The organism is Nocardia sp. NPDC059195 (assembly GCF_042754695.1).
Taxonomy (GTDB): domain Bacteria; phylum Actinomycetota; class Actinomycetes; order Mycobacteriales; family Mycobacteriaceae; genus Nocardia.
The window spans coordinates 1-24,639 of sequence record NZ_JBHZBG010000038.1; the positions used below are offsets into that span (position 1 = coordinate 1).

22 protein-coding genes and 1 tRNA gene are annotated in these 24,639 nt (G+C 67.7%); 11 read left to right on the top strand and 12 right to left on the bottom strand.

Features of this window, described 5'->3' with window-relative positions:
• Positions 1-157: 157 nt before the first annotated feature.
• Both ACFXKN_RS30535 and ACFXKN_RS30540 read right to left on the bottom strand, forming a co-directional pair.
• On the bottom strand, positions 158-1,801 hold the full coding sequence (locus ACFXKN_RS30535) for a fatty acyl-AMP ligase (RefSeq protein WP_378940734.1): 1,644 nt from the start codon (positions 1,799-1,801) through the stop codon (positions 158-160).
• Positions 1,802-1,922: 121 nt separating this feature from the next.
• Positions 1,923-2,579, bottom strand: a complete 657-nt coding sequence (locus ACFXKN_RS30540) for a lysophospholipid acyltransferase family protein (RefSeq protein WP_378940732.1) — start codon at positions 2,577-2,579, stop codon at positions 1,923-1,925.
• Positions 2,580-2,677: 98 nt separating this feature from the next.
• On the opposite strand from ACFXKN_RS30540, the gene ACFXKN_RS30545 reads away from it, so the two are divergent.
• Positions 2,678-3,238 (top strand): TetR/AcrR family transcriptional regulator, encoded by a 561-nt coding sequence (locus ACFXKN_RS30545; RefSeq protein WP_379434303.1) that lies wholly within the window; start codon positions 2,678-2,680, stop codon positions 3,236-3,238.
• Here the strand turns inward: ACFXKN_RS30545 and ACFXKN_RS30550 are convergent.
• Positions 3,228-4,406 carry an aminotransferase class V-fold PLP-dependent enzyme gene (locus ACFXKN_RS30550; RefSeq protein ID WP_379434305.1) on the bottom strand — a complete coding sequence of 393 codons (1,179 nt, stop codon included), beginning with the start codon at positions 4,404-4,406 and terminating at the stop codon, positions 3,228-3,230. The two genes, ACFXKN_RS30545 and ACFXKN_RS30550, sit on opposite strands and share 11 nt — an antisense overlap.
• 122 nt (positions 4,407-4,528) lie before the next feature.
• On the opposite strand from ACFXKN_RS30550, the gene egtA reads away from it, so the two are divergent.
• The 4 genes from egtA (at position 4,529) to egtD (ending at position 9,267) form a co-directional block, all read left to right on the top strand.
• A complete protein-coding gene (egtA, locus tag ACFXKN_RS30555; RefSeq protein WP_378940729.1) occupies positions 4,529-5,818 on the top strand; it encodes an ergothioneine biosynthesis glutamate--cysteine ligase EgtA in 1,290 nt (429 codons plus the stop codon).
• A gap of 190 nt (positions 5,819-6,008) precedes the next feature.
• Positions 6,009-7,343 carry an ergothioneine biosynthesis protein EgtB gene (egtB, locus tag ACFXKN_RS30560; RefSeq protein WP_378940728.1) on the top strand — a complete coding sequence of 445 codons (1,335 nt, stop codon included), beginning with the start codon at positions 6,009-6,011 and terminating at the stop codon, positions 7,341-7,343.
• On the top strand, positions 7,343-8,299 hold the full coding sequence (locus ACFXKN_RS30565) for a class II glutamine amidotransferase (protein WP_379434308.1): 957 nt from the start codon (positions 7,343-7,345) through the stop codon (positions 8,297-8,299). The genes egtB and ACFXKN_RS30565 overlap by 1 nt, the downstream gene beginning before the upstream one ends.
• On the top strand, positions 8,296-9,267 hold the full coding sequence (gene egtD / locus ACFXKN_RS30570; RefSeq protein WP_378940727.1) for an L-histidine N(alpha)-methyltransferase: 972 nt from the start codon (positions 8,296-8,298) through the stop codon (positions 9,265-9,267). The genes ACFXKN_RS30565 and egtD overlap by 4 nt, the downstream gene beginning before the upstream one ends.
• A 72-nt stretch (positions 9,268-9,339) precedes the next feature.
• Here egtD and ACFXKN_RS30575 read toward each other — a convergent pair whose 3' ends face one another.
• The 6 genes from ACFXKN_RS30575 to ACFXKN_RS30600 form a co-directional block, all read right to left on the bottom strand.
• Entirely contained in the window at positions 9,340-9,693 is a 354-nt protein-coding gene (locus ACFXKN_RS30575; RefSeq protein ID WP_378940726.1) for a hypothetical protein, read from the bottom strand.
• A 65-nt stretch (positions 9,694-9,758) separates the two neighbouring features.
• A complete protein-coding gene (locus tag ACFXKN_RS30580; RefSeq protein ID WP_378940725.1) occupies positions 9,759-10,424 on the bottom strand; it encodes a DUF2461 domain-containing protein in 666 nt (221 codons plus the stop codon).
• 68 nt (positions 10,425-10,492) lie between these two features.
• Entirely contained in the window at positions 10,493-11,143 is a 651-nt protein-coding gene (locus tag ACFXKN_RS30585; protein ID WP_378940724.1) for a hypothetical protein, read from the bottom strand.
• A gap of 212 nt (positions 11,144-11,355) precedes the next feature.
• The gene (locus ACFXKN_RS30590) at positions 11,356-12,336 is read right to left on the bottom strand and encodes a ribose-phosphate diphosphokinase (protein ID WP_378940723.1); all 981 of its coding nucleotides are present in this window, start codon (positions 12,334-12,336) and stop codon (positions 11,356-11,358) included.
• Positions 12,333-13,823, bottom strand: a complete 1,491-nt coding sequence (gene glmU / locus ACFXKN_RS30595; protein WP_378940722.1) for a bifunctional UDP-N-acetylglucosamine diphosphorylase/glucosamine-1-phosphate N-acetyltransferase GlmU — start codon at positions 13,821-13,823, stop codon at positions 12,333-12,335. The genes ACFXKN_RS30590 and glmU overlap by 4 nt, the downstream gene beginning before the upstream one ends.
• A gap of 91 nt (positions 13,824-13,914) precedes the next feature.
• Positions 13,915-13,985: transfer RNA gene (locus tag ACFXKN_RS30600), tRNA-Gln, on the bottom strand.
• Positions 13,986-14,295: 310 nt separating this feature from the next.
• Between ACFXKN_RS30600 and ACFXKN_RS30605 the strand changes: the two genes are divergently transcribed.
• Positions 14,296-14,934, top strand: a complete 639-nt coding sequence (locus ACFXKN_RS30605) for a TetR/AcrR family transcriptional regulator (protein ID WP_379434312.1) — start codon at positions 14,296-14,298, stop codon at positions 14,932-14,934.
• A 160-nt stretch (positions 14,935-15,094) separates the two neighbouring features.
• A complete protein-coding gene (locus ACFXKN_RS30610; protein ID WP_379434314.1) occupies positions 15,095-15,742 on the top strand; it encodes a TetR family transcriptional regulator in 648 nt (215 codons plus the stop codon).
• 1 nt (position 15,743) lies between these two features.
• On the opposite strand, the gene ACFXKN_RS30615 is transcribed toward ACFXKN_RS30610, so the two are convergent.
• The gene (locus ACFXKN_RS30615; RefSeq protein ID WP_378940719.1) at positions 15,744-16,367 is read right to left on the bottom strand and encodes a TIGR03085 family metal-binding protein; all 624 of its coding nucleotides are present in this window, start codon (positions 16,365-16,367) and stop codon (positions 15,744-15,746) included.
• 117 nt (positions 16,368-16,484) lie between these two features.
• Between ACFXKN_RS30615 and mfd the strand changes: the two genes are divergently transcribed.
• From mfd to ACFXKN_RS30635, 4 genes are all read left to right on the top strand, one after another.
• The gene (mfd, locus tag ACFXKN_RS30620) at positions 16,485-20,099 is read left to right on the top strand and encodes a transcription-repair coupling factor (protein ID WP_379434316.1); all 3,615 of its coding nucleotides are present in this window, start codon (positions 16,485-16,487) and stop codon (positions 20,097-20,099) included.
• Positions 20,096-20,803: a MazG family protein gene (locus ACFXKN_RS30625; protein WP_379434319.1), complete on the top strand. Its 708-nt coding sequence runs from the start codon at positions 20,096-20,098 to the stop codon at positions 20,801-20,803. Before mfd ends, ACFXKN_RS30625 begins: the two co-directional genes overlap by 4 nt.
• Before the next feature lie 212 nt (positions 20,804-21,015).
• A complete protein-coding gene (locus ACFXKN_RS30630; RefSeq protein ID WP_378940716.1) occupies positions 21,016-21,501 on the top strand; it encodes a hypothetical protein in 486 nt (161 codons plus the stop codon).
• A gap of 38 nt (positions 21,502-21,539) precedes the next feature.
• Positions 21,540-22,115 carry a TerD family protein gene (locus ACFXKN_RS30635; RefSeq protein WP_379434321.1) on the top strand — a complete coding sequence of 192 codons (576 nt, stop codon included), beginning with the start codon at positions 21,540-21,542 and terminating at the stop codon, positions 22,113-22,115.
• A 57-nt stretch (positions 22,116-22,172) separates the two neighbouring features.
• Here the strand turns inward: ACFXKN_RS30635 and ACFXKN_RS30640 are convergent, their stop codons facing one another.
• A complete protein-coding gene (locus tag ACFXKN_RS30640; protein ID WP_379434323.1) occupies positions 22,173-23,564 on the bottom strand; it encodes an MATE family efflux transporter in 1,392 nt (463 codons plus the stop codon).
• A gap of 37 nt (positions 23,565-23,601) precedes the next feature.
• Positions 23,602-24,636 (bottom strand): PLP-dependent cysteine synthase family protein, encoded by a 1,035-nt coding sequence (locus ACFXKN_RS30645; RefSeq protein ID WP_378940713.1) that lies wholly within the window; start codon positions 24,634-24,636, stop codon positions 23,602-23,604.
• Between the last annotated feature and the right edge of the window lie 3 nt (positions 24,637-24,639).

Sequence of the window (24,639 nt, forward strand, 5' to 3'; positions counted from 1 at the left end):
GAGTTAGCCACCGTTGCTGGCGGCTGCGCCGCGGACGCAACGGCGGCTAACTCGCGGCCGGGCCGCTACGCCGCTGCGCGGCGGACCCTCCTCGAGGTCGGGTCTTGGGGCTGGGTTGTGCGGTCATGGCGGACTTGGGGTTTGCGGTCGGGTGGGGCTACCGCAAGTGCACCGCCGTGGCGGAGCGGCGGAGTTTGCCCGAGGAGGTCTTCGGGAGGGCTCCCGGTCCGAGGACTGCCACCGTGCGGGGGCGGGCACCTACCTCGGTGAACACCTCGTGGACGATCTCCCGCTCGATGCGCTTCACCTCGTCGGCGTTCTGGTAGTCGTTGGATTCGACTACCACCGCGAAGCTTTCGCGCTTCTCGCCCGAGTCGAGGCGCACCGCCACCGCGTTGCCGGGGCGGACTCCCGGTACGCGCAGCGCGGCTCGTTCGATGTCGGTGGGGTAGATATTGCGGCCGCCCATGATGATGACGTCCTTCATGCGCCCGCAGACCACCATCAGGCCCGCTTCGGTGAAGTAGCCGATGTCACCGGTGTCGAGCCAGCCGTCGGCATCCTGGGCGGGCCGGAAGCCGTCGACGGTGACATAGCCCGAAGTGACCGCGGGACCACGCAATTCGATGACACCGACGGACCGAACCGGCAGCGGCTGACGTTCGGCGTCGACGACGCGACCCTCCAGATCGTCGACCAGGTGCCCCAGTGTCGGCAGCCTGCGTGGCGTGCCGTGGTGGCCGTCCTCGGCGATCGGTACCGCCTTGCCGACAACTTCGAGCAGATCGGCGTCGATCACGTCGAGCACCTGCCCGTGGCCGACGTCGGGGATCGACACGGCCAGGGTTGTCTCGGCCATGCCGTAGACGGGCGTGAGCGCCATCGGGTTGAGCCCGAACTGTTTTCCCGCCGCCGCGAGGGCGATCATGGTGTCGGGGTCGACCGGTTCGGCGCCGTTCCACATGTAGCGCACGCTCGACAGATCCATGGTGCCCGGTTCGGCTTGGCGCAGCCGCCGCGCCAGCAAGGAGTACGCGAAATTCGGTGCGGCGGTGACTGTTCCGCGGTACTTGTCGATCAGCTCGGCCCACAGCAATGGTCGTGCCAGGAAGTCCAGCGGCGTTACGCACACCACCTCGGCGCCGAATTGCATAGGCACGCTAAGGAATCCGACCATGCCCATGTCGTGGAACAGCGGCAGCCAGCTGACCATCACGTCGTCGTCGAGCTGGAATTTGACCCGATTGAACATCGCGTGCGCGTTGACGTAGAAGTTGCCGTGCGTGATCCGGACCGCCTTGGGTGATCCGGTCGACCCAGAGGTCAACTGCTGCAACGCGGTATCGCTCTCGGTGGTCGGCACCGGATCGGTGTCCGCGCCGCTGTGCAGCGCCTCGATCGACACCACGGTGATCCCACGTTCCCGCAGCACCGGCTCGGCGGCCGCGAACGGCGCGCCGAGTACGACCGCCTTCGCGTCGATCATCCGCAGCACCGTTTCGGTGTCACGCACCCAGACCGCGAGGTCGGTGCGTGGCGTCGGCTGATGCAACATCGTTATCGAAGCGCCACGCATCCAGATGGCCTGGCAGGCGGGCGCGATATCGGCAGGCAGACCGGCCAGCACGCCGACAGCGTCGCCGTGCCCGATCCCTGCGGCCGCGAGACCACCCGCCATCCGCCGCGCCTGGTGATGAATATCCCCCCAGGTCTGCCGCAGGGGCGCCTCCGGCTCTCCGGTGACCAGCCCCTTGGTGCTGGACATCGCTGTGCCAAACATTTCGTCGGTGAACCTGCTCAACGTCGGTCTCCCTTTACGCCAACGATCGGTTACGGCCGTGCTTTGCACTCCCAACAAAGAAATCCCGCCCCGCCCCGCGCGTGTTAACCCAGGCTGACACCAGCACCCCTGCTGTTGCGCCCTAGACAGCGAAGGTGGCTGCGTAGCGGTCTACGTATGGTCTACCCGATAGCGTGGCAATTTCCCGCATCAGCAGATCTGTTGCCGCTCTGACCTGGGCATGATGAACAGCTGCGGGATAGTGCCTGGCTGGGTGGACGGTGATGCGTACCTTGGTGAAACGCAACAGTTTCCGACCGCGAGGATTCATGCGATCGGTACCGTCCAGGACCACGGGCACCACCGGTGCCCCGGTGGCCATGGCAACGCGCAGCGCCCCGGTGCGACCACGATAGACCCTGCCATCCCGTGACCGTGTGCCCTCGGGGTGAATTGCCCAGGCGCCGCCGTCGTCGAGGATTCTGGTGGCCGCCGCGAGCGCGTCGGCGGCCGCGTCGCCGCCGGTTCGGTCCACCGGTACCTGGCCCGCGGCGGTGAAGAACCAGCGCTTGCATCGCCCCCGGATTCCCGTCCCCGCGAAGTACTCCTGTTTCGCCAGGAAGGTGAGTGGCCGTGGGATCACCAGGGCCAGGTAGAGCGAGTCGATGAATGCCAGGTGATTGGCCGCGATGATCACCGGGCCGGTGCGTGGAATGTGCTCGAGCCCTTCGACGTGCGGGCGCCCGAGCAGGCGCAGGGCCGGGCCGATGAGGATGTACTTACATAGCAGGTACCACATGGGCGACCTTTCCGTAGACAGTGTCTACAGAACCCTAGTAGACACTGTCTACGTATGCGACGGCGAAAGCCGGCGACCCGGTGTGCAGAATTGCCGGTATGCCTGAACCATTGCGCGAGCGCCTGATCGACGTCGGTGTCGATCTGCTCGAAAGCGATGGCTTGGGCGCGCTCGGGCTGCGTGCCATCGCACGGGCCGCCGGTGTCTCACACGGGGCGCCGCGACGGTGGTTTCCCACGCACGCGGCGCTGCTCGCGGCGATCGCGGCGCGCGGATTCGGGGAGCTGATCGCGCGGTTCGAGGTGCTCGCCACGATCGATGACCCACGCGAACGATTGCGTCGGATGGCGGTCGACTATGTGGATTTCGCGGTGTCGCGGCCCGAGATGTTCACGCTGATGTTTCGCCACGATCTGCTGGCTGGTTCCGGCGAGAACCTGCGTGCCACGACGCGGCCGCTGTACGGGCAGGTGGTCGAGCTGGTCGCGGCGGTGGCACCGGAGTCGGCGCCACAGCGCGCGCTGGCCCTGTGGACCAATGTGCACGGCCTGGCGACGATCGCCGTCAACCGGACGCTGGAAATCGTTGCCCCCGATCAGGACCCGCGGGTGCTCGTTGACCGGATCGTCCGCGAGCACCTCGCGGGGCTCAGCGGCTGAGGTCGGCCAGCGTCGTCACGAAGCGGTCGAGATCGTCCGGGCTGACGAAGTAGTGCGGGGACGCCCGCAGGACGGCGGGCAGAGTGCGCTCCGACATGTCGAGCAGGGTCGAGCCCGCGTGGCTGACGGTGACGGTGATCGCGTGCTCGGCGAGACGGTCGCGCAGCTGTTCGGGGTCGTGGCCGTCGACGGTGAACGAGACGATGCCGCTGTGCTCGGTGCCCAGGTCGCGCAAGGTCACGTCGGGTAGTTCCGGCAGCGTCTTGCGCAGGTGCTCGGCGCGGGTGGCGACGGCGGCGTAGACCTCGTCGGGGCCTGCTTCGAGCAGGTAGTCGACGGCGGCGCCGAGGCCGAGGCGGGCCGCGACACCGCATTCCCAGAACTCGAATCGGGACGCGTCGTCGGCGAGGCGGTATTCGCCGGGGCTCACCCACTCGGCACTGTGCAGGTCTAGGCGGGCCGGTTCCATCGTCTGCGCCAGTTCGGAACGGACATAAAGGAATCCGGTGCCGCGAGGGCCGCGCAACCATTTGCGGCCAGTGCTCGACATGGCGTCGACCCCGAGTTCGGTGACGTCGATGGGCAGCTGCCCGGTCGACTGGCAGGCATCGAGCAGCACCAGCGCACCGGCTTCGTGGGCGATCCTGGTGGCCTCGCCGACCGGGTTCACGAGGCCGCCGTTGGTCGGTGCGTGCTGCAGCGACACCAGTCGAACGCGCTCGTCGAGCATGTCGGCGAGCGCGGCGGTATCGAGGCGTCCGGTGTCGTCGCTGGGAATGCGCTCGACCACGGCCCCGGTGCGCTTCGCGCGCTGTAGCGCGGCGATCGCGTTGCTGGCGTAGTCGGCGCCGGAGATCAGGATCCGGTCGCCGGGATTCAGCGGCACCGAGTAGGCGAAATCAGCCCATGACCGGGACGCACTGTCGCTGAGCGCGATGGTGTCGGCAGTGGCGCCGATGAGGGTGGCGATCGAGGTCTTCACCGCGGCGAGGTCGTCGAGGCGTTCGTTAGCCGCCCGGTAGCCACCGATCTCGGCTTCGCGGTGTAAGTGGGCGATCATCGTGTCGATGACGACCTGTGGCGGCAGGGACGAGCCGGCGCTGTCGAGGAAGATCTGACCGTTGGCAAGTCCTGAGGTGGCGGCTCTGATCGCGGCGAGGTCAAGCATGGTGACGACGATAGCGCCCCGAACCGTTCCCCTTTTCGTCACTTTTTCTGTCGGTGGTCATCGCTACTCTGGAATGAGCGAAACGCAGGTTCCCCGGCAGCACGCAGCACGTGGAGGTTGGTATGGCGGTCACCCTGGAACGTTCTTCGTGGCCAGATTATGCCCCCGACCAGGGCGAACTTTCGTCCAGGGCGGCGGCGGAGGCCTATGTGGGCGGCGTCTGTTTCAAGCTCGGACCACCTGCGCTGATCGGCGCCGAACTGGAGTGGCTCACCGCCGGGCCCACCGGTTCGCGGCCCTCGCTCGACCAGCTGGCAGCGGCCCTCGGGCCGCACGCACCGACCTCCATCGCTCCTGATTCGGCCGCGGTTCCCCTGCCCGGCGGAAGCCTGGTCACCCTCGAACCCGGTGGTCAGATAGAACTTTCCAGCGCACCGTTCGCCGATCCGGCCGCGCTGACGCAGCATCTGCGCGCTGATGCGGCCCGTTTGCGGGATCTGCTCGCCGCCCGAGAGATCAGCACCTTCGCCGCCGCCGCCGATGCGGGCCGTCCCGCCGAGCGACTGCTCCGGCTGCCCCGCTACGCGGCGATGGAACGCCGTTTCGACGGCGTCGGCCCCTTCGGCACCCTGATGATGTGCAATACCGCCGCCACGCAGGTCAGCGTGGACGCGGGCACCGATCCCGCCGAGGTACGAGCCCGCTGGACCGCCCTCTACGCCCTCGGCCCCACCCTGATCGCAGCCTTCGCCTGCTCACCTCGCCTGCACGGGGTTCCGCGCGGGGACTGGGCGTCTCAGCGCATGCGCACCTGGTTGCGCCTCGACCCCTCCCGCACCAGACCTCCGGTGGCCGACTGGGCCGACCCGATCACCGCCTACGCGCACTGGGCCCTCGACGTGCCACTGCTGTGCGTGCGCTGCGGCGATGCGGACGCCGACTGGTCCCCGCCACCCGGCGCCACCTTCGCCGACTGGCTGTCCGGCGCCCTCGACGACGAAGTAGGCCGCCGCCCTACCCGCACCGACCTCGACTACCACCTGACCACGTTGTTCCCCCCGGTCCGACCGTCCGGTCACCTCGAGGTCCGCTACCTCGACACCCAACCCGGCGAAGGGTGGACCACCCCGATCCACCTGTTCGATGCCCTGCTGTCGACCCCGGCGGTAGTCGCTGAAGCAACGGCCCTCGCCGCGCCAACCGCGGGGGACTGGCTGACCTCCGCCCGTTGCGGATTACTCGACCCGCAATTGCGCCGCGCGGCCGTGGATGTGCTCGACCTGGCCGCCGCCCATGCGCGAACATATTCCGCTGCTTCGGAATTGGCCGCCGCAGCCCGCCGATGTCGGTCTGGCCGCAGTCCACTCGCCGAGGTCGACTCGGCCCGCAACGGCGCGGGCGGGTCGAGATGACCTCGCTGTCAGTGGTGCGTCCCCCGCAATTCACCGCTGATCGCCTGCGCGGCAACGTCGCTCGCCTGCCTTGGGACGTTCGTTGGCGGCCTGTCCGCGCGGACCGCCTGCACGTCGGGGCACCTGGTCTGGCCTTCGCTGCCCTCTGTCTGTCCGAAGTCATTGTCGACCAGTCTGTTTCGGAGCTCTCGTGACCCTTTCCGCCCCCGCCGACCACAGCGACCGCGACCGAACGCGCGCCCGGATCGCCGAGGTCCTCGCGCGTGCTCGCCGCCGTACCGCATTGCTCACCGACAGCGTGGACGAGGCCGAACTCGTCGCGCAGCATTCGCCGCTGATGTCGCCGCTGGTGTGGGATCTGGCGCACATCGGGAACCAGGAAGAGCTGTGGCTGGTGCGCGATGTCGGTGGTCGAGAGGCGGTGCGCGCCGATATCGACGAGCTCTACGACGCGTTCAAGCACGCCAGGTCGAACCGGCCCGCGCTGCCGCTGCTCGATCCTGAGCAGGCCCGCGGCTACGTCGGCTCGGTGCGCGAAAAGGTCCTCGATGTCCTAGATTCCAGCGACCTGGCCGGTACTCTGCTGGTGGACAACGGTTTCGCCTTCGGCATGATCGCCCAGCACGAACAGCAGCACGACGAGACCATGCTGGCCACCCATCAATTGCGGATCGGCGCACCGGTGCTGTCGGCCCCGCCCGCACCTGTCGCGCAGGCGCCGGTCGGCGGCGAAATCATCTTTCCCGCAGGCGAATTCCTGATGGGCACTTCGGCGGATCCGTGGGCGCTGGACAATGAACGCCCCGCTCATCCGGTGCACGTCGACGGCTTCGCGATCGATGTCGCGCCGGTGACCAACGGGCAGTTCCTCGCCTTCCTCGACGACGGCGGCTACGACCGGGCCGAGCTGTGGTCGGAACGCGGCTGGGCGCACCGCCAGGAGGCAGGGTTGGTCGCGCCGCAGTTCTGGGCGCGCGACGGGGACGGGTGGACGCGCACGGCATTCGGCGTACGCACCCCGCTGCGGCTCGATCAGCCGGTAGTGCACGTGTGCTGGTTCGAAGCAGAGGCCTTCGCGCGCTGGGCCGGAAAGCGATTGCCCACCGAGGCCGAATGGGAGAAGGCGGCCCGCTTCGACCCGGAAACCGGTGCGTCGCGGCGCTATCCGTGGGGCGAGGACCAACCGGACGCACAGCTGGCCAACCTCGGCCAGCAACACCTGGAACCCGCCGAGGTCGGTGCCTACCCGGCCGGCGCGTCGGCCACTGGCGTGCACCAGCTCATCGGTGACGTCTGGGAATGGTGCTCATCGGGTTTCGAGGCTTACCCCGGCTTCCGCGCGTTCCCCTACCGCGAGTACTCGGAGGTCTTCTTCGGCGGCGACTACCGCATCCTGCGCGGTGGCTCCTTCGGCACCGACGAGGTCGCCTGCCGCGCCACCTTCCGCAACTGGGACCATCCGATCCGCAGGCAGATCTTCGCCGGCTTCCGCCTCGCCAGAGACCTGCGCGAGGACGAACACTGATGTGCAGACACCTCGGGTACGTCGGCCCACCGGTCGGGGTCGGCGAGCTGGTCCTGCGCGGCCCGCACTCGCTCTACGTCCAGTCCTGGGCGCCTGCCGACATGCGCGCTGGGGGCACCATCAACGCCGACGGTTTCGGCGTCGCCTGGTGGCGCCGCGCCGATATCGGCGTCGAAGCCGCCCGCGACGCGGTCACCCGCTACCGCAATCAGGCCCCGATCTGGACCGACCCCGCTGTCGCCGAAGTCCTCGGCCAGCTCGAATCCCGCTCGGTGATCGCCGCCGTCCGCTCGGCCACGGTCGGCATGCCGGTAGAGCGGTCGGCATGCGCCCCCTTCACCGACGAACACTGGGCCTTCAGCCACAACGGCGTCATCCCGGACTGGCGGACGACCCTCGCTGCCGTGTCAGCGGACCTGAACGAAAGCTTCGCCGCCGCAACGGAGTACTCGAATGAGGTGCCCGCACCGCCGGGTGTGGACGCGTCCGCTGGTGTGCCGTTGGGAGTGGCTGGTGCCGGATCGCCGGATCTCGATGAATTGCCCGGCTCCACAGCGCTGTTCACCTCGCCTGCCGTGCTGTTGCAGGCGGAGGCGCTCACCGATTCCGCTGCGCTGTGGGTACTGCTGCGAGGCCTACTCGGGGCGATCGCCCCCGGTGGCCCGGTGACGTCCCCGGCCGACGCCCTGCGACTTCTGGTCGCGACTGTCCTGCGTCACCAGCCGAGCGCCCGCCTGAACCTGTTGCTCGGCAACGGAGTTCAGCTGTGGGCCACCACCTGCTGGCACGCGCTGTCGGTGCTCGTCGCCGACGACTACACCGTGCTGTCCTCCGAACCCTACGACGCCGACCCGCGGTGGCAGCCCATCGCCGACCGCCAGGTGGTCGCCGCCACGCCCGGCCACTGCTCTATCACCGATCTCGAACTCCCCGCCACCGAAAGGGTCCGTTCATGACCGCGCCGCTGCTGGATATCCACCTCACCGACGACGATCTCACCGCGGCCTTGCGCACCGACGCCCGCACCGGTCTGACCGCCGATCCGAAGTCCTTGCCGCCCAAGTGGTTCTACGACGCGCGCGGCAGCGAGCTCTTCGAGCAGATCACCGAACTCCCCGAGTACTACCCGACCCGCACCGAGCGAGCCCTACTCGAGCGGGTCGTCGGCGAGATCGCCGCGGCGGCCCACGCCGAGGTGCTGGTGGAGCTCGGCTCGGGCTCGGCCGCCAAGACCCGCCTGCTGCTGGATGCCCTCACCGCTGAAGGTTCGCTGAAAACCTATGTTCCGCAAGATGTTTCGGCATCGGCACTGCGCGGTGCGGCCGACGAGATCGCGGCCGAGTACCCGAACCTGTCCGTGCACGGAGTGGTCAGCGACTTCACCGACACCCTGCACAACCTGCCGCGCGGAGGCAGGCGCATGATCGCCTTCCTCGGCGGCACCATCGGCAACCTGGTCCCCGCCGAGCGCGCCGAATTCCTGGCAGGCATCAACGAGGTCCTCGAACCCGGCGAACTGCTCCTGCTCGGCGCGGGCCTGGTTATCGACCCGGCGATCCTGGTCCCCGCCTACGACGACGCCGCCGGCGTTACCGCGGAATTCAACCGCAATGTCCTGCACGTCCTCAACAACCGGCTCGACGCCGATTTCGCCCCCGAAAAATTCGAACACGTCGCCGTTTGGGACGCCGACAACGAATGGATCGAAATGCGACTGCGCGCCACGGAAGCGATGACGGCTACCGTCGCCGGACTGGACCTGACCGTCGACTTCACCGCGGGTGAGGAAATGCGCACCGAGATCTCCGCCAAATTCCGCCCCGAATCCCTCGCCGCCGAACTCGACACAGCGGGCTTCACCCCCGTCCATACCTGGACCGACCCGGACAACCGCTTCATTTTGGCCCTGGCCGAACGCCGCTGATCGGGTGATTCGCGGACGATTTGCCCGCCGAGCAGACCATGGTCCACCGGCGAGCACAGTGCGAGGAGGGGGCTAGAGGTCGAGTTCGTCGGCGAGGTATTCGCCGCTGATGAGGTTCTCGTCGCCCTCTTCGCCGTTGATGGCATCGTCGTCGAAGAGGGCACCGTCGAGATCGTCCTCGCTGCGCACGCCCACCGCGGCTTCCTCGGCGGGGCGTTCGTCCTCTTCCATCGCCTCGTGGCGGGCGCTGCTCTCGGTACTCTCCTCGGCGGTTTCCTCGGTGATGCCGAGGAAACCGTCGGCGTCGGCTTCGTGGTTGCTGATCACGAAGTCCGCGGGTGGGTCCTCCACATAGCGCTCGTATTCGACGATGTCGTCGGCTTGACCGTCGTCGCCCATGTCCATGTCCAACGGTTCACGGCTCATAGTTCCAGTATCGGCCTCCGATGGCCGTGGCGTCACGAGCCACGCGCGGGCCGGTCGGTTGCCGTCTACGGGCGTCTGCCGCTCGTGTCCTCCGGGACGCCCTCGAGGACGGCGGCAAACCATTCGACGAGCGGCCGCAGGTCGTTCCAGGCGCGGCGGATCTCGGTGGCCGCGGCCGGGGTGGTGAGCCAGTCCGGCGCGCCGAATTCGCGGTGCACGGTCAGCGACTTGTGGCGGAGCAAGTCGATGCGTGGATGGTCGGCGGCGTAGCCTCTCGGCTTGGTTTTGAGTTTGTCGCCGCCGAGAGTGAAACCGGCTGCCGTCGTCGCGGCCAGGATCTGCTCGAGTTCGGCGCCGCGCACCTCGTCGTCGATCGTGGCCCGCAAGACCGCCAAGGCGGTGGGCGATGGCCGGAAGCAGCCGCCCGCGACGAACAGCCCCGCCGCCCCGATCTGCACATACCAACCGACGCCGGGCGACACCCCCGCCACCGCACCCTGGTGCGTCTTGTAGGGCAGTTTGTCAGCCGAGAATCGGACATCACGGTAGGGCCGGAAGATCTTGGCCTGTCCGAATTCCGCCGCTAGTTCGGCGGCGAGCGCGGTCATCGGGGCCCGCACGGATTCGTCGTAGATGTGTTTGTGCGTGTTCCAGAAGGCCTTCGAATTGTCGGCCTCGAGGTCTTCGTAGAAGTCGAGGCCGGTGAGCGGGAATCCGCTGAAAGCATCCATCGGTGCGGCGCTTCTTTCGTTCTGTTCGGCGGTTCGGGCTTACCGCTACCAGTATCGCGCGCCGCGGCTCAGACGCTGCCGAGCAGCGCCACGAACACGATGACGAGCACTGCGGCCAGCGCCGCGATCGCACCGTTGACGATCGCCGCCCACTTGCCCATTTCCTCGCCCTTGGCATGCCCGACCAGCCCGAGCACGATTCCTGTCGGCGCGGTGATCAGCACCGGCAGCCCGCACAGGGCCAACCCACCGAACACCGAAGCGGCGGCACAGCAGAAACTGAAGATCGACCACAGCGGCGTGTTGTCCTGGTACCCGTATCCGGGCGGCGCCGGATACTGCACAGCGCCAGCCGGATACTGCACAGCGCCATACGGTGTCCGAACCGGCACGGGATACCCCGGTGGGGGATTGCCCGCAGCGGGATAACCAGCTCCGGGAAATCCAGGAGCGGGATACATCGGCCCTGGTGGTGGTGGCGGATACGGCGGCAAATCAACAACCGGTCCCGGATTCGCGACCCCAGCCCATGGTTGTGCGGGTGGAGGAGGCGCCACCTCGTCCGCCGGATCAGCGATCCCGTACCAAGACTGCGCGGGCATCGGCGCGGTCGAAACCGCGGGCGCGTCCTGCACCACCGGCTGCTCCGGCGCGTCCTGCACGCGCGGCGCGACCGGATCCTTACCGAGTTCGACCGGCCGCTCCGGCTCTGTCCCCATACCGCCCCCTGTCACGTCCCGCATTACAGGACCACCATGCACCAAAAACCAGCCGGCGCGCCAATGCCCGAGGACAAAGCGCACCGACTGGTCTCGCAAGAACATGGGTAACTCACCGGGCACGGGCTAACCATCCACCCCCGAAGTCTTGCCGCGTCCCCAACTCCCCCCGCACCTAAGTCTGGCCAAAAGACCCGGAGAGGCGGAACAGCTTAAGCGTTGCCGTTGAACAATCCGGTTACCGAGCCGTTCTCGAAGACCTCGCGAATGGTGCGGGCCAGCAGCGGCGCGATCGACAGCACGGTCAGCGTCGGGAACTTCTTGTCCTCGCTGATCGGCAGCGTGTTGGTGATGACGACTTCCCTGGCACCACAGTTGGCGAGGCGCTCGGCGGCCGGATCGCTGAGCACGCCGTGAGTGGCCGCGATGATGACGTCGCCCGCGCCTGCTTCCTTGAGCACCTTCACCGCACCGGCGATGGTGCCACCGGTGTCGATCATGTCGTCGATCAGCACGCAGGTGCGGCCTTCGACGTCACCGACGACGCGGTTGGACTTCACCTGGTTGGGGACCAGCGGGTCGCGGGTCTTGTGGATGAACGCCAGCGGCGTGCCACCGAGCGCGTCGGCCCACTTCTCGGCGACCTTCACGCGGCCCGCGTCGGGGGAGACGACCGCGAGGTTGTCCGACGGGTAGTTGGTGCGGATGTAGTCCGACAGCTGCACCAGCGCGTGCATGTGATCGACGGGGCCGTCGAAGAAGCCCTGGATCTGGTCGGTGTGTAGGTCGACGCTGATGATGCGGTCGGCACCGGCGGTCTTGAGCAGGTCGGCGACCAGGCGGGCCGAGATCGGCTCGCGGCCGCGGTGCTTCTTGTCCTGGCGCGCGTACGGGTAGAACGGCAGTACCGCGGTGATCCGCTTTGCCGAACCGCGCTTGAGCGCGTCGATCATGATGAGCTGTTCCATCAGCCACTGGTTGAGCGGCGCGGGGAAGCTCTGCAGCACGAAGGCGTCGGAACCGCGGACCGACTCCTCGAAGCGAACGAAGATCTCACCGTTGGCGAAGTCCTGCGCGGTCTGCGGGGTGATGTCGACGTCGAGTTCCTTGGCGACCTGCTCGGCCAGCTCAGGATGTGACCGGCCGGCGAAGAGCATCAAGTTCTTCTGGTTGTCGATCGAGAACGCGGTCACTGCTGGTTGCCATCCTTTTGCTCGATTGTCTTCGAAGACGTCTCGTCTGCCGCGATGGCTTCCGCCGCCGCGCGCGCCGCAGCGGTTCCTGGACGGTAGCGCTGCACCCAGTTCTCAATAGTGCGCTGTGGCCCACCCGACACAGCAAGTGCACCCGGTGGAACGCTTCTGCGCAGTACAGTACCCGCACCCGTATAGGCCCCGTCACCCACCGTTACCGGTGCGATGAACATGGTGTCGCTCCCGGTTCGCACATGGGAACCAACCACGGTGTGGTGCTTGTTCACTCCGTCATAGTTCACAAAAACACTGGAAGCGCCGATGTTGCTGTACTCGCCGATGGTCGCGTCGCCGACGTAGGTCAGGTGCGGAACCTTCGAGTGCGCGCCGATCGAGGCGTTCTTGGTCTCGACGAACGCGCCGAGCTTGCCTTCCTCGCCGACGACCGTGCCCGGCCGCAGATAACTGAACGGCCCGATGGTGGCGCCCTCGCCGATCTCGGCGCGCTCGCCGTGGGTGCGGATCACGCTCGCGCCCTCGCCGACGAACACATCGGTGAGCGTGGTGTCCGGCCCGATCTCGGCGTCCTCGCCGATGTGGGTCTCGCCGAAGAGCTGGGTGCCCGGCCGCAGCACCGCGTCACGGCCGATGCGCACGCTCGCGTCGATCCAGGTCGTCGCGGGGTCGATGATGGTGACGCCCGCGCGCATGTGGCGCTCGAGAATGTAGCGATTGAGGGTGGCGCCCGCCTGGGACAGCTGCACCCGGTCGTTCACGCCGGTGACCTTGTTCGAGTCGATCAGCCGCGCGCCGTGCACGGGATGGCCTGCCTCGCGGGCCAGCCGCAGCACGTCGGTGAGATAGAGCTCGTGCTGGGCGTTGGCGGTGGACAGCCGACCGATCATGGTGCGCAGCACCGACGCGTCGAACGCGTAGACGCCGGAGTTGACCTCTTTGATCTTGGCCTGCACGGGGGTGGCGTCGGCGTGCTCCACGATCTCGGCGACCTGGCCGTCGTCGTCGCGCACGATCCGGCCGTAGCCGTTGGCGTCGTCCGGTACGAAGGTCAGGACCGTCACGGCGGGCCGATCGGCATAGCTGCGGTGCTCGTCGAGCAGCGCGGAGAGGGTGTGCCCGTCGAGCAGCGGCACATCGGCCGAGGTGACGAGAAGGTCGCCGTCGAAGTCCGCCGGGATCGAACCCAGTGCGCACTGCACCGCGTGACCGGTTCCGAGCTGCTGCTCCTGCACGGCGCACACGATCTCGCGGCCGAGTTCCTTACCCACGTCCGCGACGGCGGCTCCGACCTTCTCACGGTCGTGCCCGACAACGGTGATCAGGTGGGTCGGATCGATCTCGACGGCGGCATGCAATGCGTGCGAGAGCATCGACCGGCCTGCTAACGGGTGCAGCACTTTCGGAGTCTTCGACCGCATTCGCGTCCCAGCACCTGCTGCGAGAACGACGACGGCGGTCTGCGGTGGCATGGATCTCCCTCGGCTGCCTGTCAGCGAGTGCTGTGGCGGGTTCGGTCGGTAGATGGTGCGGGCCGACGATACGTCACTGTGTGTCCGTGTGCTCCGCCGCCAGGACTCGAACCTGAACTATCTGAACCAAAATCAGAGGTGCTGCCATTACACTACGGCGGATCGCCACACCAGTGGGCCGTCAGGGCCCACCACTGTGCTACGGCACGGCATGATCCTCGCACAGTTCCGCCTCCCCGCAAATTTTGGCCAGACTCAGGTGCGGGGTGTGTTGGGTACGCGGCAAGCTTTGCGGGCGTGGTGGATCAGCCCGTACCCGGTGAGTTACCCATGTTCTCGGGAAATCTGTTGTTCCGGGAGGCGATGGCCGTAGGGGGCGCGTGGTCTGAGACAGTTGTGGGAGTGGTCGCCAGGCGTAGAGAGGCAGGGGAGCGTGTCTTCTAGCGAGTCGGTACGCCCATCGCGGCCGAGGATGACCGGTACGCAGCGTAGGCAGCAGTTGATCGAGATCGGTCGCGCGTTGTTCGCGGAGCGGGGGTACGACGCGACATCGATCGAGGAGATCGCCCAGCGCGCGCAGGTGTCCAAGCCGGTGGTCTACGAGCATTTCGGCGGCAAGGAAGGCCTCTACGCGGTGGTCGTCGATCGCGAGATGTCGATGTTGCTGGAGATGATCACCTCCTCGCTCACCCGCAATCGCTCGCGAGTGCGATTGGAGCAGGTCGCGCTGGCCTTGCTCACCTACATCGAGGAACGGACCGACGGCTTTCGGATCCTGGTCCGCGACCAGCCCGCGACGAACTCCGACGGTCGCTTCTCGAGCCTGCTCAACGAGGCCGTCAACCAGGTCGTGCATCTGCTCGCCGGTGATTTCGGCCGTCGTGATCTCGATCCCAGCCTCGCCCCGCTCTACGCCCAAGCCCTGGTCGGCATGGTGTCGACCGCCGCGACCTGGTGGCTCGACGAGCGCACTCCGCCCAAAGAGGTGGTCGCGGCGCACCTGGTCAACCTGTGTTGGAACGGTTTGAGTCATTTGGAAGCCGAACCGGGGCTCAGCTCCGAATGGAATACGGGGACTACACCAACCGTCGGTGGGGTAACCGGACGTTAGCGCACGCAGGGCGGACCGAATCCATGATTCGGCTGCCACTTTGCCGCCTGGTGGTACGGTTCACCCATCCTTTTGGGTGCTGCCGGGCGGTATGTCGAGCAAATTTCGGGATGTCGGTCTACTTCAGGATGGCTGGATTATTGGATGACAGGCGGATCTGATGGCTAGGCAAGCACGCGCGGAGATCACCCGCGACTCCGTCCTTGCTGGCGCTGCCGATGTCTTTCTCCGTTTGGGCTACGCCAACGCGAGCCTCAGCGAAATCATCGCGCAGTCCAATGTGACCAAGGGCGCCTTGTACTTTCACTTCGGCTCCAAGGAGGAGCTGGCCAGGGCGGTGGTCGATCAGGGCAACGAGCGCCTGACCGGATCCTGCCAGGGCTTCTTCGATTCCCGGGTGCCCGCGCTGGAAGCGGGCATCGGGATCACCTACGTGGTGGCCGATCTGGCGATGAACGATCCGATGGTGGGGGCGATGCTCAAGCTCACCCATCAGATCGGTGACTATCGCGGTGCGCAGGGTGACAACATCGCCAAGACCTGGGGTGAGACCTACCGGCTGCTGTCGGAGCGGGCCATCGCCCAGGGCGATCTGATCGCCGATCTCGATCCCGATGTGGTGGGCGTGCTGCTGCAGGAACTGATCGCGGGCGTGCACATCGTCGCGGTCGGCACCGAGTCGATGGATCAGATGGCGGCGCGGATGGAGCGGGCCTGGTACTTCCTGCTGCCCTCGCTGGTGCCGCCGGAGAAGCTGTCGTACTTCCGGGAGTTCGCCGCGCGCAGGCTGCGCCGCTACGTCGTCTAGTTCACACGCTGCGGTCGGTGGCGAGCACCGCCCGCACATCCGCGTCGGCCCCGGTCGCCGTGATCCGGACTTCGTTGCGGCCGAACGCGTGCAGTAGCAGCTCCGACGGTGTGCCGGTGAGTACCACCTCGGTGCCGTCGCCGCGATGTGCCGTGATCGTGGCCCCCTGTGGCGTCGCGAGGACAACCGGGACCGGCGACTTGCGGTAGGCCGCGCGGGCGACGGTGCGCAGCGTGGACCACAGGCGATCTTCGTCGCGCGCCGCCAGTTGCCTTGGCTCCCAGCCCGGTTCGGACCTGCGAACGTCTTCGTGGTGGACGAACATCTCGCTGAGATTGGCCACCGCGTCGACCGGGCGCAGCGGCGACCACCACGGCGGGCCGGTGCGGACCAGCTCGAGCAGCTCGGCGAACGGCCGCTGCGCGATCTGCGCCTGCTTCGCGTCGAGGTACCCGGCCATCGGGCGGAAGACGATGCCGATCGAAGCGTCGGGCCTGCGTTCCCGGACCACCAGGTGGGCCGCGAGGTCGTGCACCGTCCAGGTGCCGCACAGGGTAGGCGCGGCAGGGCCCGCCTCGGTCATCGCTGCCACGAGGGCGTGGCGTTCACGTCGAGCCAGACTCACGCCTCGACCCTACGCGGGTGTGAGCGTCCACCGGGCTGCACGGGGCCTGTCGGACCCGATGACTAGACTTCGAGACGGCCACCTCGCCCATCCACACTGCGCATTCAGGAGCGAACAATGTCCTCCCTTCGTCCTCCGCTCGCCGGTCTGGCCGAGGCGGTCGCGGGTGACGCCGCGCTGCGAACGGTCACCGACCTGGTCGGCAAATCCGGGGTGGAATTGGTCGCACCATCGGCTGTGCGGCCATTCGTCGCCGCGACGATCGCCGACCAGCGCCCGCTGGTGGTGGTGACCGCGACCGGTCGTGAAGCCGACGATCTGACCGTGGAACTCACCGAGATGCTCGGCCCGTCGGTAGCCATGTTCCCGTCCTGGGAGACCTTGCCGCACGAACGTCTCTCGCCCGGCCCCGACACGGTGGGCCGCAGGCTCGAGGTGCTGCGCAGGCTGGCCCATCCCGAAGACCCGGTCTACCCCGAACCGCTGCGGGTCGTGGTCACCACGGTGCGTTCGCTGATGCAGCCGATGACCGCCGGGCTCGGCGATATCGAGCCGGTGGTGTTGCGCGTCGGCGGCGAATACGACTTCGACGAATTGCTCGCTCGCCTGGTCGAATTCGCGTATACCCGCGTCGACATGGTCGGCAAGCGCGGCGAGTTCGCGGTGCGTGGCGGCATCCTCGATCTGTTCGCGCCGACCGCGGATCATCCGGTGCGCGTGGAGTTCTGGGGCGACGAGGTCACCGAGCTCCGCCCGTTCTCGGTCGCCGATCAGCGCTCGATCGGCGAGAGCGCCGTCGAACTGGTGGTCGCGCCGCCGTGTCGTGAATTGCTGCTCACCACGCCGGTGCGCGAGCGGGCCGCCGCGGTCGCCGCCGACAACGCGGCCGACGCCTCCCTGGTCGAGATGCTGGACAAGATCGCCGAGGGCATTCCCGTCGACGGCATGGAGGCCCTGCTGCCGGTGCTGGCGCCGGGCAAGCTCAGCCTGCTCACCGAGGCGCTGCCCGCCGGCACCCAATTGCTGCTGTGCGACCCGGAGAAGATCCGCACCCGCGCAGCCGATCTCGTGCGCACCGGCGAGGAGTTCCTCGAAGCGTCATGGACCGCCGCCTCTTTCGGTAGCGACGCACCGCTCGGTGCCAACGGCCTCGACCTGGCCGCCTCCGGTTACCGTGGCTTGCCCGAATTACACACCAGCGCAGACGAACTCGGCCTGCCGTGGTGGACGCTGAGCCCGCTCAGCTCCGGTGATCCGATCGAGGTGAACCTGCCGGTCGCCGCCGGTCCGACCGCGCGCGGGTCCGAGGAACTCGTCGCCACCATCTTCGCGTCGCTGCGCGCGCACGTCGCCACCGGCGGCCGCGCGGTCGTGGTGGTCACCGGCCACGGCACCGCGCAACGCGTGCTGGAACGGCTCGGTGAGGCCGAGGTGCCCGCCGCGCTGCTGCCCGCCGGTGCGGTCCCGGAGCCGGGAGTGGTCGGCGTGCTGTGTGGTTCGCTGCACGACGGCTTGATCTTCGACGACGCCGGTCTGGTGGTCGTCGCCGAATCCGACCTCACCGGCAACCGGGTCACCGCGCCCACCGAGGGCAAGCGGCTGCCCGCCAAGCGCCGCAACCAAGTCGACCCGCTCGCGCTCACCTCGGGCGACATGGTGGTGCACGACCAGCACGGCATCGGCCGGTTCGTCGAGATGATCGAGCGCACGATCGGCGGCGCGCGGCGCGAGTACCTGGTCATCGAGTACGCGCCGAGCAAGCGCGGCCAGCCCGGCGACCGGCTGTTCGTGCCCATGGAATCGCTGGATCAGCTCTCCCGCTACGTCGGTGGCGAACTGCCGAGCCTGTCCAAGCTCGGCGGCTCCGACTGGTCCAACACGAAACGCAAGGCGCGCAAGGCCGTTCGCGAGATCGCGGGCGAACTGGTGCAGCTCTACGCCGCCCGCCAGGCCGCGCCCGGACACGCCTTCGCCCCGGATACGCCGTGGCAGCAGGAGATGGAGGACGCGTTCGCGTTCACCGAGACCGTCGACCAGATGACCGCCATCACCGACGTGAAGTCGGACATGGAGAAGGCGGTGCCGATGGACCGCGTGGTCTGCGGCGACGTCGGCTACGGCAAGACCGAGATCGCCGTGCGCGCCGCGTTCAAGGCGGTGCAGGACGGCAAGCAGGTCGCCGTGCTCGTGCCGACCACGCTGCTCGCCCAGCAGCATCTGCAGACCTTCACCGAACGCGTCGCGGGTTTCCCGGTGACGGTGCGTGGGCTGTCGCGATTCACCGACGCGGGCGATTCCAAGGAGATCATGGCGGGGCTCGCCGACGGCTCGGTCGACATCGTGGTCGGCACCCACCGGCTGCTGCAGACCGGTGTGCGCTGGAAGGACCTCGGCCTGGTGGTGGTCGACGAGGAACAGCGCTTCGGTGTGGAGCACAAGGAACACATCAAGGCGCTGCGCACCCACGTCGACGTGCTCACCATGTCGGCCACCCCGATTCCGCGCACCCTGGAGATGAGCCTGGCGGGCATCCGCGAGATGTCGACCATCCTCACCCCGCCCGAGGAACGGCACCCGGTGCTCACCTATGTGGGCGCCTACAACGACAAGCAGGTCACCGCCGCCATCCGCCGCGAGCTGATGCGCGACGGTCAGGTCTTCTACGTGCACAACCGGGTATCCTCGATCGACAAGGCCGCCAAGAAGATTCGCGATCTGGTGCCCGAGGCGCGGGTGGTCGTGGCGCACGGCCAGATGAACGAGGATCAGCTCGAGAAGACCGTGCAGGGATTCTGGGAGCGCGAGTTCGACGTGCTCGTCTGCACCACGATCATCGAGACCGGCCTCGACATCTCCAACGCGAACACCCTGCTCGTGGAACGTGCCGACTCGCTCGGCCTCTCACAGTTGCACCAGTTGCGCGGTCGCGTCGGTCGTTCCCGTGAGCGCGGCTACGCGTACTTCCTGTACCCGCCGGAGAAGCCGCTCACCGAAACCGCCTACGACCGCCTGGCCACCATCGCGCAGAACTCCGATCTCGGTGCGGGTATGGCCGTGGCGATGAAGGATCTCGAGATCCGTGGCGCGGGCAATGTGCTCGGCGCCGAACAGTCCGGTCACGTCGCGGGCGTCGGCTTCGACCTGTATGTGCGACTGGTCGGTGAGGCGGTGGAGGCCTATCGTGCGGCCGCCGACGGCAAACCGATCGTCACCGAGGAGAACAAGGAGGTGCGCATCGATCTGCCCGTCGACGCGCACATTCCGCCCGACTACATCGCCAGCGACCGCCTGCGGCTCGAGGCCTACCGCAAACTCGCCTCCGCCCAGGACGATGCGGCCCTGGCGGCCGTCATCGAAGAGCTCGTCGACCGCTATGGCCCGCTGCCCGTGGAGGTAGGGCGACTGGTGGCGGTGGCCAAGCTGCGCCTGCTCGCGCGCGAGTACGACGTGTCCGAGATCGTGGTCACCGGTTCCTCGCTCAAGATCGCGCCGCTGAATCTCCCCGACTCCAAACAGCTTCGGCTCAAGCGGATCTACCCCTCGGCCAACTATCGCCCGGCGAGCGGTCTGATCACCCTGCCGCTGCCGCGGATCACCGACAGCGTCGGCGCCGACCGCGTGCGCGACGTGGCAGTGCTGCAGTTCGTCGCCGATCTGCTGCTGGTGCTCGACGGCAAACCCCAAGGAATGGTGGATCTTTCGGTTCCGACGGAAGCCGCGGCGTCGCGATGAGCCAGGAGATCTCCCAGGAGCGAGCCGACACCGCGGTCGTGGCCGCGGGACTGTCCGGCGCCGTCGACGTGATGGACCGCCTCTGGCATTTCGGCGGTTGGGAACGCACTCAGACCCACGACTCGCTGCGCCCCTACCTCCTCGAGGAGACCTACGAACTCCTCGACGCCATCCAGGCAGGCGACGCCGAAACCATCAAGGAAGAACTGGGCGATCTGCTCCTGCAGGTCCTCTTCCACTCCCGAATCGCCGAACACGCAGGCGAATTCACTGTCGAGGACGTCGCGGCGACCCTGGTCGACAAGCTCGTCCACCGCAGCCCCTACCTCACCGACGCCGATTTCTCCTCGGGGACCTCCGTAGTCGACAAGATCGCGGCGCAGGAAAAGGCTTGGGAGGAGCGCAAATCCGCGGAGAAGTCGCGACGCTCCTGCCTCGACGGCATAGCGATGGCCCAACCCGCCCTCGCCCTCGCCGAGAAGATCCGCACCCGCAGCGCCAATGCCGGCTTGCCCGGCGACCTCGTTCCGGACACCCTGCGCGTGGTCGAGCTCGGCGGCCCCGACTCGGCCGAGGAACGCCTCCGCAAGGCGTCCATCAACTTCGCCACCGCGATCCGGGCCGCCGAGGACGCCGCCGAAGCCGAACGGGGCACCCGGTCGCCGCTCACCGCACACGACTGGCGCACCTTCTGGCCGCGCTGAGCATCACCGGCCGTCGGCGACTCACGCCACCAGTTACCTATGAGCTAACGAAATTTCGTGGGTTCGGTGCACGGCGTCGGCATCTGAGACGTTGCTGAGATCTTGCGGACAATCGTGGCCGCGCCAGCGAGCAAGGGCCGCACCGCTTTAGAATCGGAACAGCTCGCCGTCCGCGGCGGGGCAGGGGTCCGGCGATCGTCGAGGTGAGGCTGATGGGTACAGAGGTAGATCCGGCAGGGCAGGACGTGATGACCGACCATCCTGAGCTCGATGTGTTGCCGGTGTGGCCGCAGGAGACCATCGCGGTGCTCGTGACCACCGATCCGTCGCCGCACGCGATTCCCGTCTCATGGCCGGTGCGCGCGGGCGACCGGCGGATTCTCCTCAGTTTGAAGTCCGATCGTGGGTCGCTGGCGCGGTTGCGGGAGCAGCCGGAGGTGGCGTTGCTGATTCTGGGCGGCGGCAATGTGGCGTTGTGTGCGCGAGGACGGGCGAAGGTCATCGCCGAGCAGATGCCGTCGGCGCAGGACTACACCGCGGTGCAGCTGGACGTGGACGTGATCGACGACCATCGGCAGTCCGCGTTCGCCGTCGACCGTGGCATCCAGCGCACCGTGCTCGACGACACCGAATTGCGGGCGCTGGAGGGTCGGGTCGAGACCCTGCGAGCCTGGGCCGACACCGAGTTCGCAACGTAAGTTCTTCTACGGCACAACATCTGGACAGAAGGGTTCTCATGAGCGTCACACTCGCCAAGGGCGGCAATGTCTCGCTGTCGAAGCAGACCGACAACCTCACCAAGGTGGCGGTCGGTCTCGGCTGGGACGTGCGCACCACCACCGGTGCCGACCACGACCTGGACGCCAGCGCGCTGGCCACCGGCACGAACTTGAAGGTGCTCTCGGATCTGCACTTCATCTTCTACAACAACCTGCGCTCGCCGGAAGGCACCATCGAGCACACCGGTGACAACCTGACCGGCGAGGGTGACGGCGACGACGAGGTCATCAACGTCGACCTGGCCGCCACCCCGCCGACGATCACCAACATCTTCTTCCCCGTCTCGATCCACGACGCGCAGGCCCGAGGCCAGTCGTTCGGCCAGATCCGCAACGCCTACATCCGCGTCACCGACGCGAACACCGGTGCGGAGCTGGCGCGCTACGACCTGTCCGAGGACGCGTCCACCGAGACCGCGATGGTCTTCGGCGAGCTCTACCGCCACAACAACGAGTGGAAGTTTCGCGCTGTCGGCCAGGGTTACGCCTCGGGCCTGGCGGGCATCGCCCGCGACTACGGCGTGAATCTCTGACGAACCACGACATGAAGGCGGGCGACTACGTGTCGCCCGCCTTTTTTGTGCTCGCTGTCATCGTGATTGGGTGACCGGCACCCGTCGTGGCGGGACCACGCTGGCCTGATCGAGCAGCGCGAAGTACTTGCGCAGCATCAGTACGGCGGTGGTGGCCAGGCCGGCCGTCATGCCCCACCAGACCCCGGCGGCGCCCAGGTGCAGCGGGAAGGCGAGCAGCAGCGCTGAGGGCAGCCCCACACCCCAGTAGCCGACCAGTGACAGCCGGAAACCCGCGGAGGTCTCCTTCAGGCCACGCAGCAGCCCGGTGCCGATGTTCTGGGCGGCGTCGAAGAACTGCAGCACGATGCCGATGAGCAGCAGGGTGTGCGCGATAGCGATCGTGCCGGTGTCGGTGGCATCGAGGAACGGCGCCAGAATGATGTCGGGGGCGAACACGTAGACGACGCCGGTGACGATCGCGATCACCGCGGCCATCCGCAGCGCCAGCCAGGCCACTGCCCGCGCATGGCTGAACTCGTCGCGGGCCACCGCATGACTGACCAGGATCGACGCTCCGTGGGACAGCCCGATCGCCATCTGGAACACGATGTAGATGATCTGGTAGACGACACTGTGCGCGGCCAGCGCGGCGGGCCCGAAACTGCCCATCACCAGCGCGAGCACCGAGAACATGCCCGCTTCCGAACCGTAGGTCAACGCGATCGGCGTGCCGAGGCGCAGTTCCTCGCGCACGGTCGCCCAGCGCACCGGCCACGGCGTCGCAGGCAGCGTGCGACCGAGTTGCTCGTCGTGGCGCACCATCGCCCAGAACACCCCGAAGGTGATTCCGAAGACCAGCGAGGTCGCGATGCCGACACCCGTCAGACCCATCGCCGGAATGCCTGCCCAGCCGTGGATGAAGGCCAGCGCGAGCACCAGGTTCAAGGCCACCGAACCGAGCGTGACCAGCAGCAACGCCTGCGGACGCTGCATGCCGACGGTGTACTGCCGCAACACCTGGAACCACAGACACGGCAGCAGTCCGGGCGCGAGCGCGATCATCATCGGTCGCGCCAGCTCGAGCACCGCCGCGTCCTGACCGAGCCACGGCAACACCCAGCCGAGCCCGATCAACAGCGCCCCGCCGAGCAGTCCGGCGATCGTCGCGATGACGAACGCGGCCCGCACCACCGCACGCACTTCGTCGTCGGCCGAATCACCACGCTTGCCTGCCGCGCCGAGCGCACCCGCGATCTGGTTCCCGGTGCCGGTGATCAGCCCGACGCACATGGTGCGGATCTGGTTGAACAGCACCAGCGCCAGCCCACCGGCGGCCACCTCGCGCACACCGAGCGTGCCCATCAACGCGAGGTTGGTCGTCGAGACCGCGATCTGCGCCAGCTGGGTGAGCGCGATCGGCGTCGCCAGCCTGGCCAGCGCCCTGCTCTCGGTCGCCGTGCCGTTCACCCACCCGCTCCGGGGTTCGTCTCGCGCGCGATCGCGCTCACCTGACCTCCATCAATTCGTCCTGGCGCCGCAGCGGTGAATAGCGGCGCAGCAGCGTGGTCACTTCCGCTTCGGCGGCGGGATCGAGCAGCTCTCGGGCGCTCATCCAGTCGTCGTCGAACACGGTATCGAGATATTTCTCGCCACCGTCACACACGATCGTTACCACGGTGGACCCGGCCGGAAACTCCTCCAGCCGTGCCAGGGCATTGTGCACCGAACCGCCCGCTGAGCCGCCGATCAACAGCCCGTGTGTCCTGGCGACGGCGCGGGTGGTCGCGAAGGCGTCGACATCGCTCACCTTCACGCCCTCGTCGAGCAGCGCGTAGTCGACGGCGGTGCCGATGGTCGCGCCGGGCGGGGTGCCGGTGCCCGACTGCCAATACGGTCCGCCCTCGCCGCCGAAGGCGATGGATCCGACCGGCTCGATCCCGATCACCCGGGCGGGCAGACCGAGGTCGCGCAGGCGGGTGGCGGTGCCGAACAGCGAGCCGCCGGTGCCGACCGCCGAGAGCAGGATGTCGACCCGCTCGACGTCGGCCAGCAATTCCTCGGCGACGGCGTAGTAGCCGAGGGCGTTGGCGTCGTTGTTGTGCTGTTCGGTGAAGTACGCGTCGTCGCGGGCGGCCGCCATCGCCTCGGCGAGGTCTTCCCGTGCCGAGGTGGCCAGCTCGTCGTCACCGTCGTCGGCGACGAACACCAGGTCGGTGCCCATGGCTCGCATCGCGCGCAATTTGTCCTGACAGGCGTGGTTGTCGACCACGGCGGTGAATCGATAGCCACGTTCGGCCGCGACCACCGCCAAGCCGAGTCCGGTGTTACCGGACGTCGACTCGATGATATGCCCGCCATCGCGCAGCAAACCCCGCTGCTCCGCGTCGAGCACCATCGAACGGGCCATTCTGATCTTGGCGGCGCCGGTCGGGTTGAACTGTTCGAGCTTGAGCAACAGCCGGGTGCCGGTGTCGGTGACGGCGAGTTCGAACAGGGGGGTGCGGCCGATCAGGTCCGTCACGCGTGTGACGAGAGCCATGGG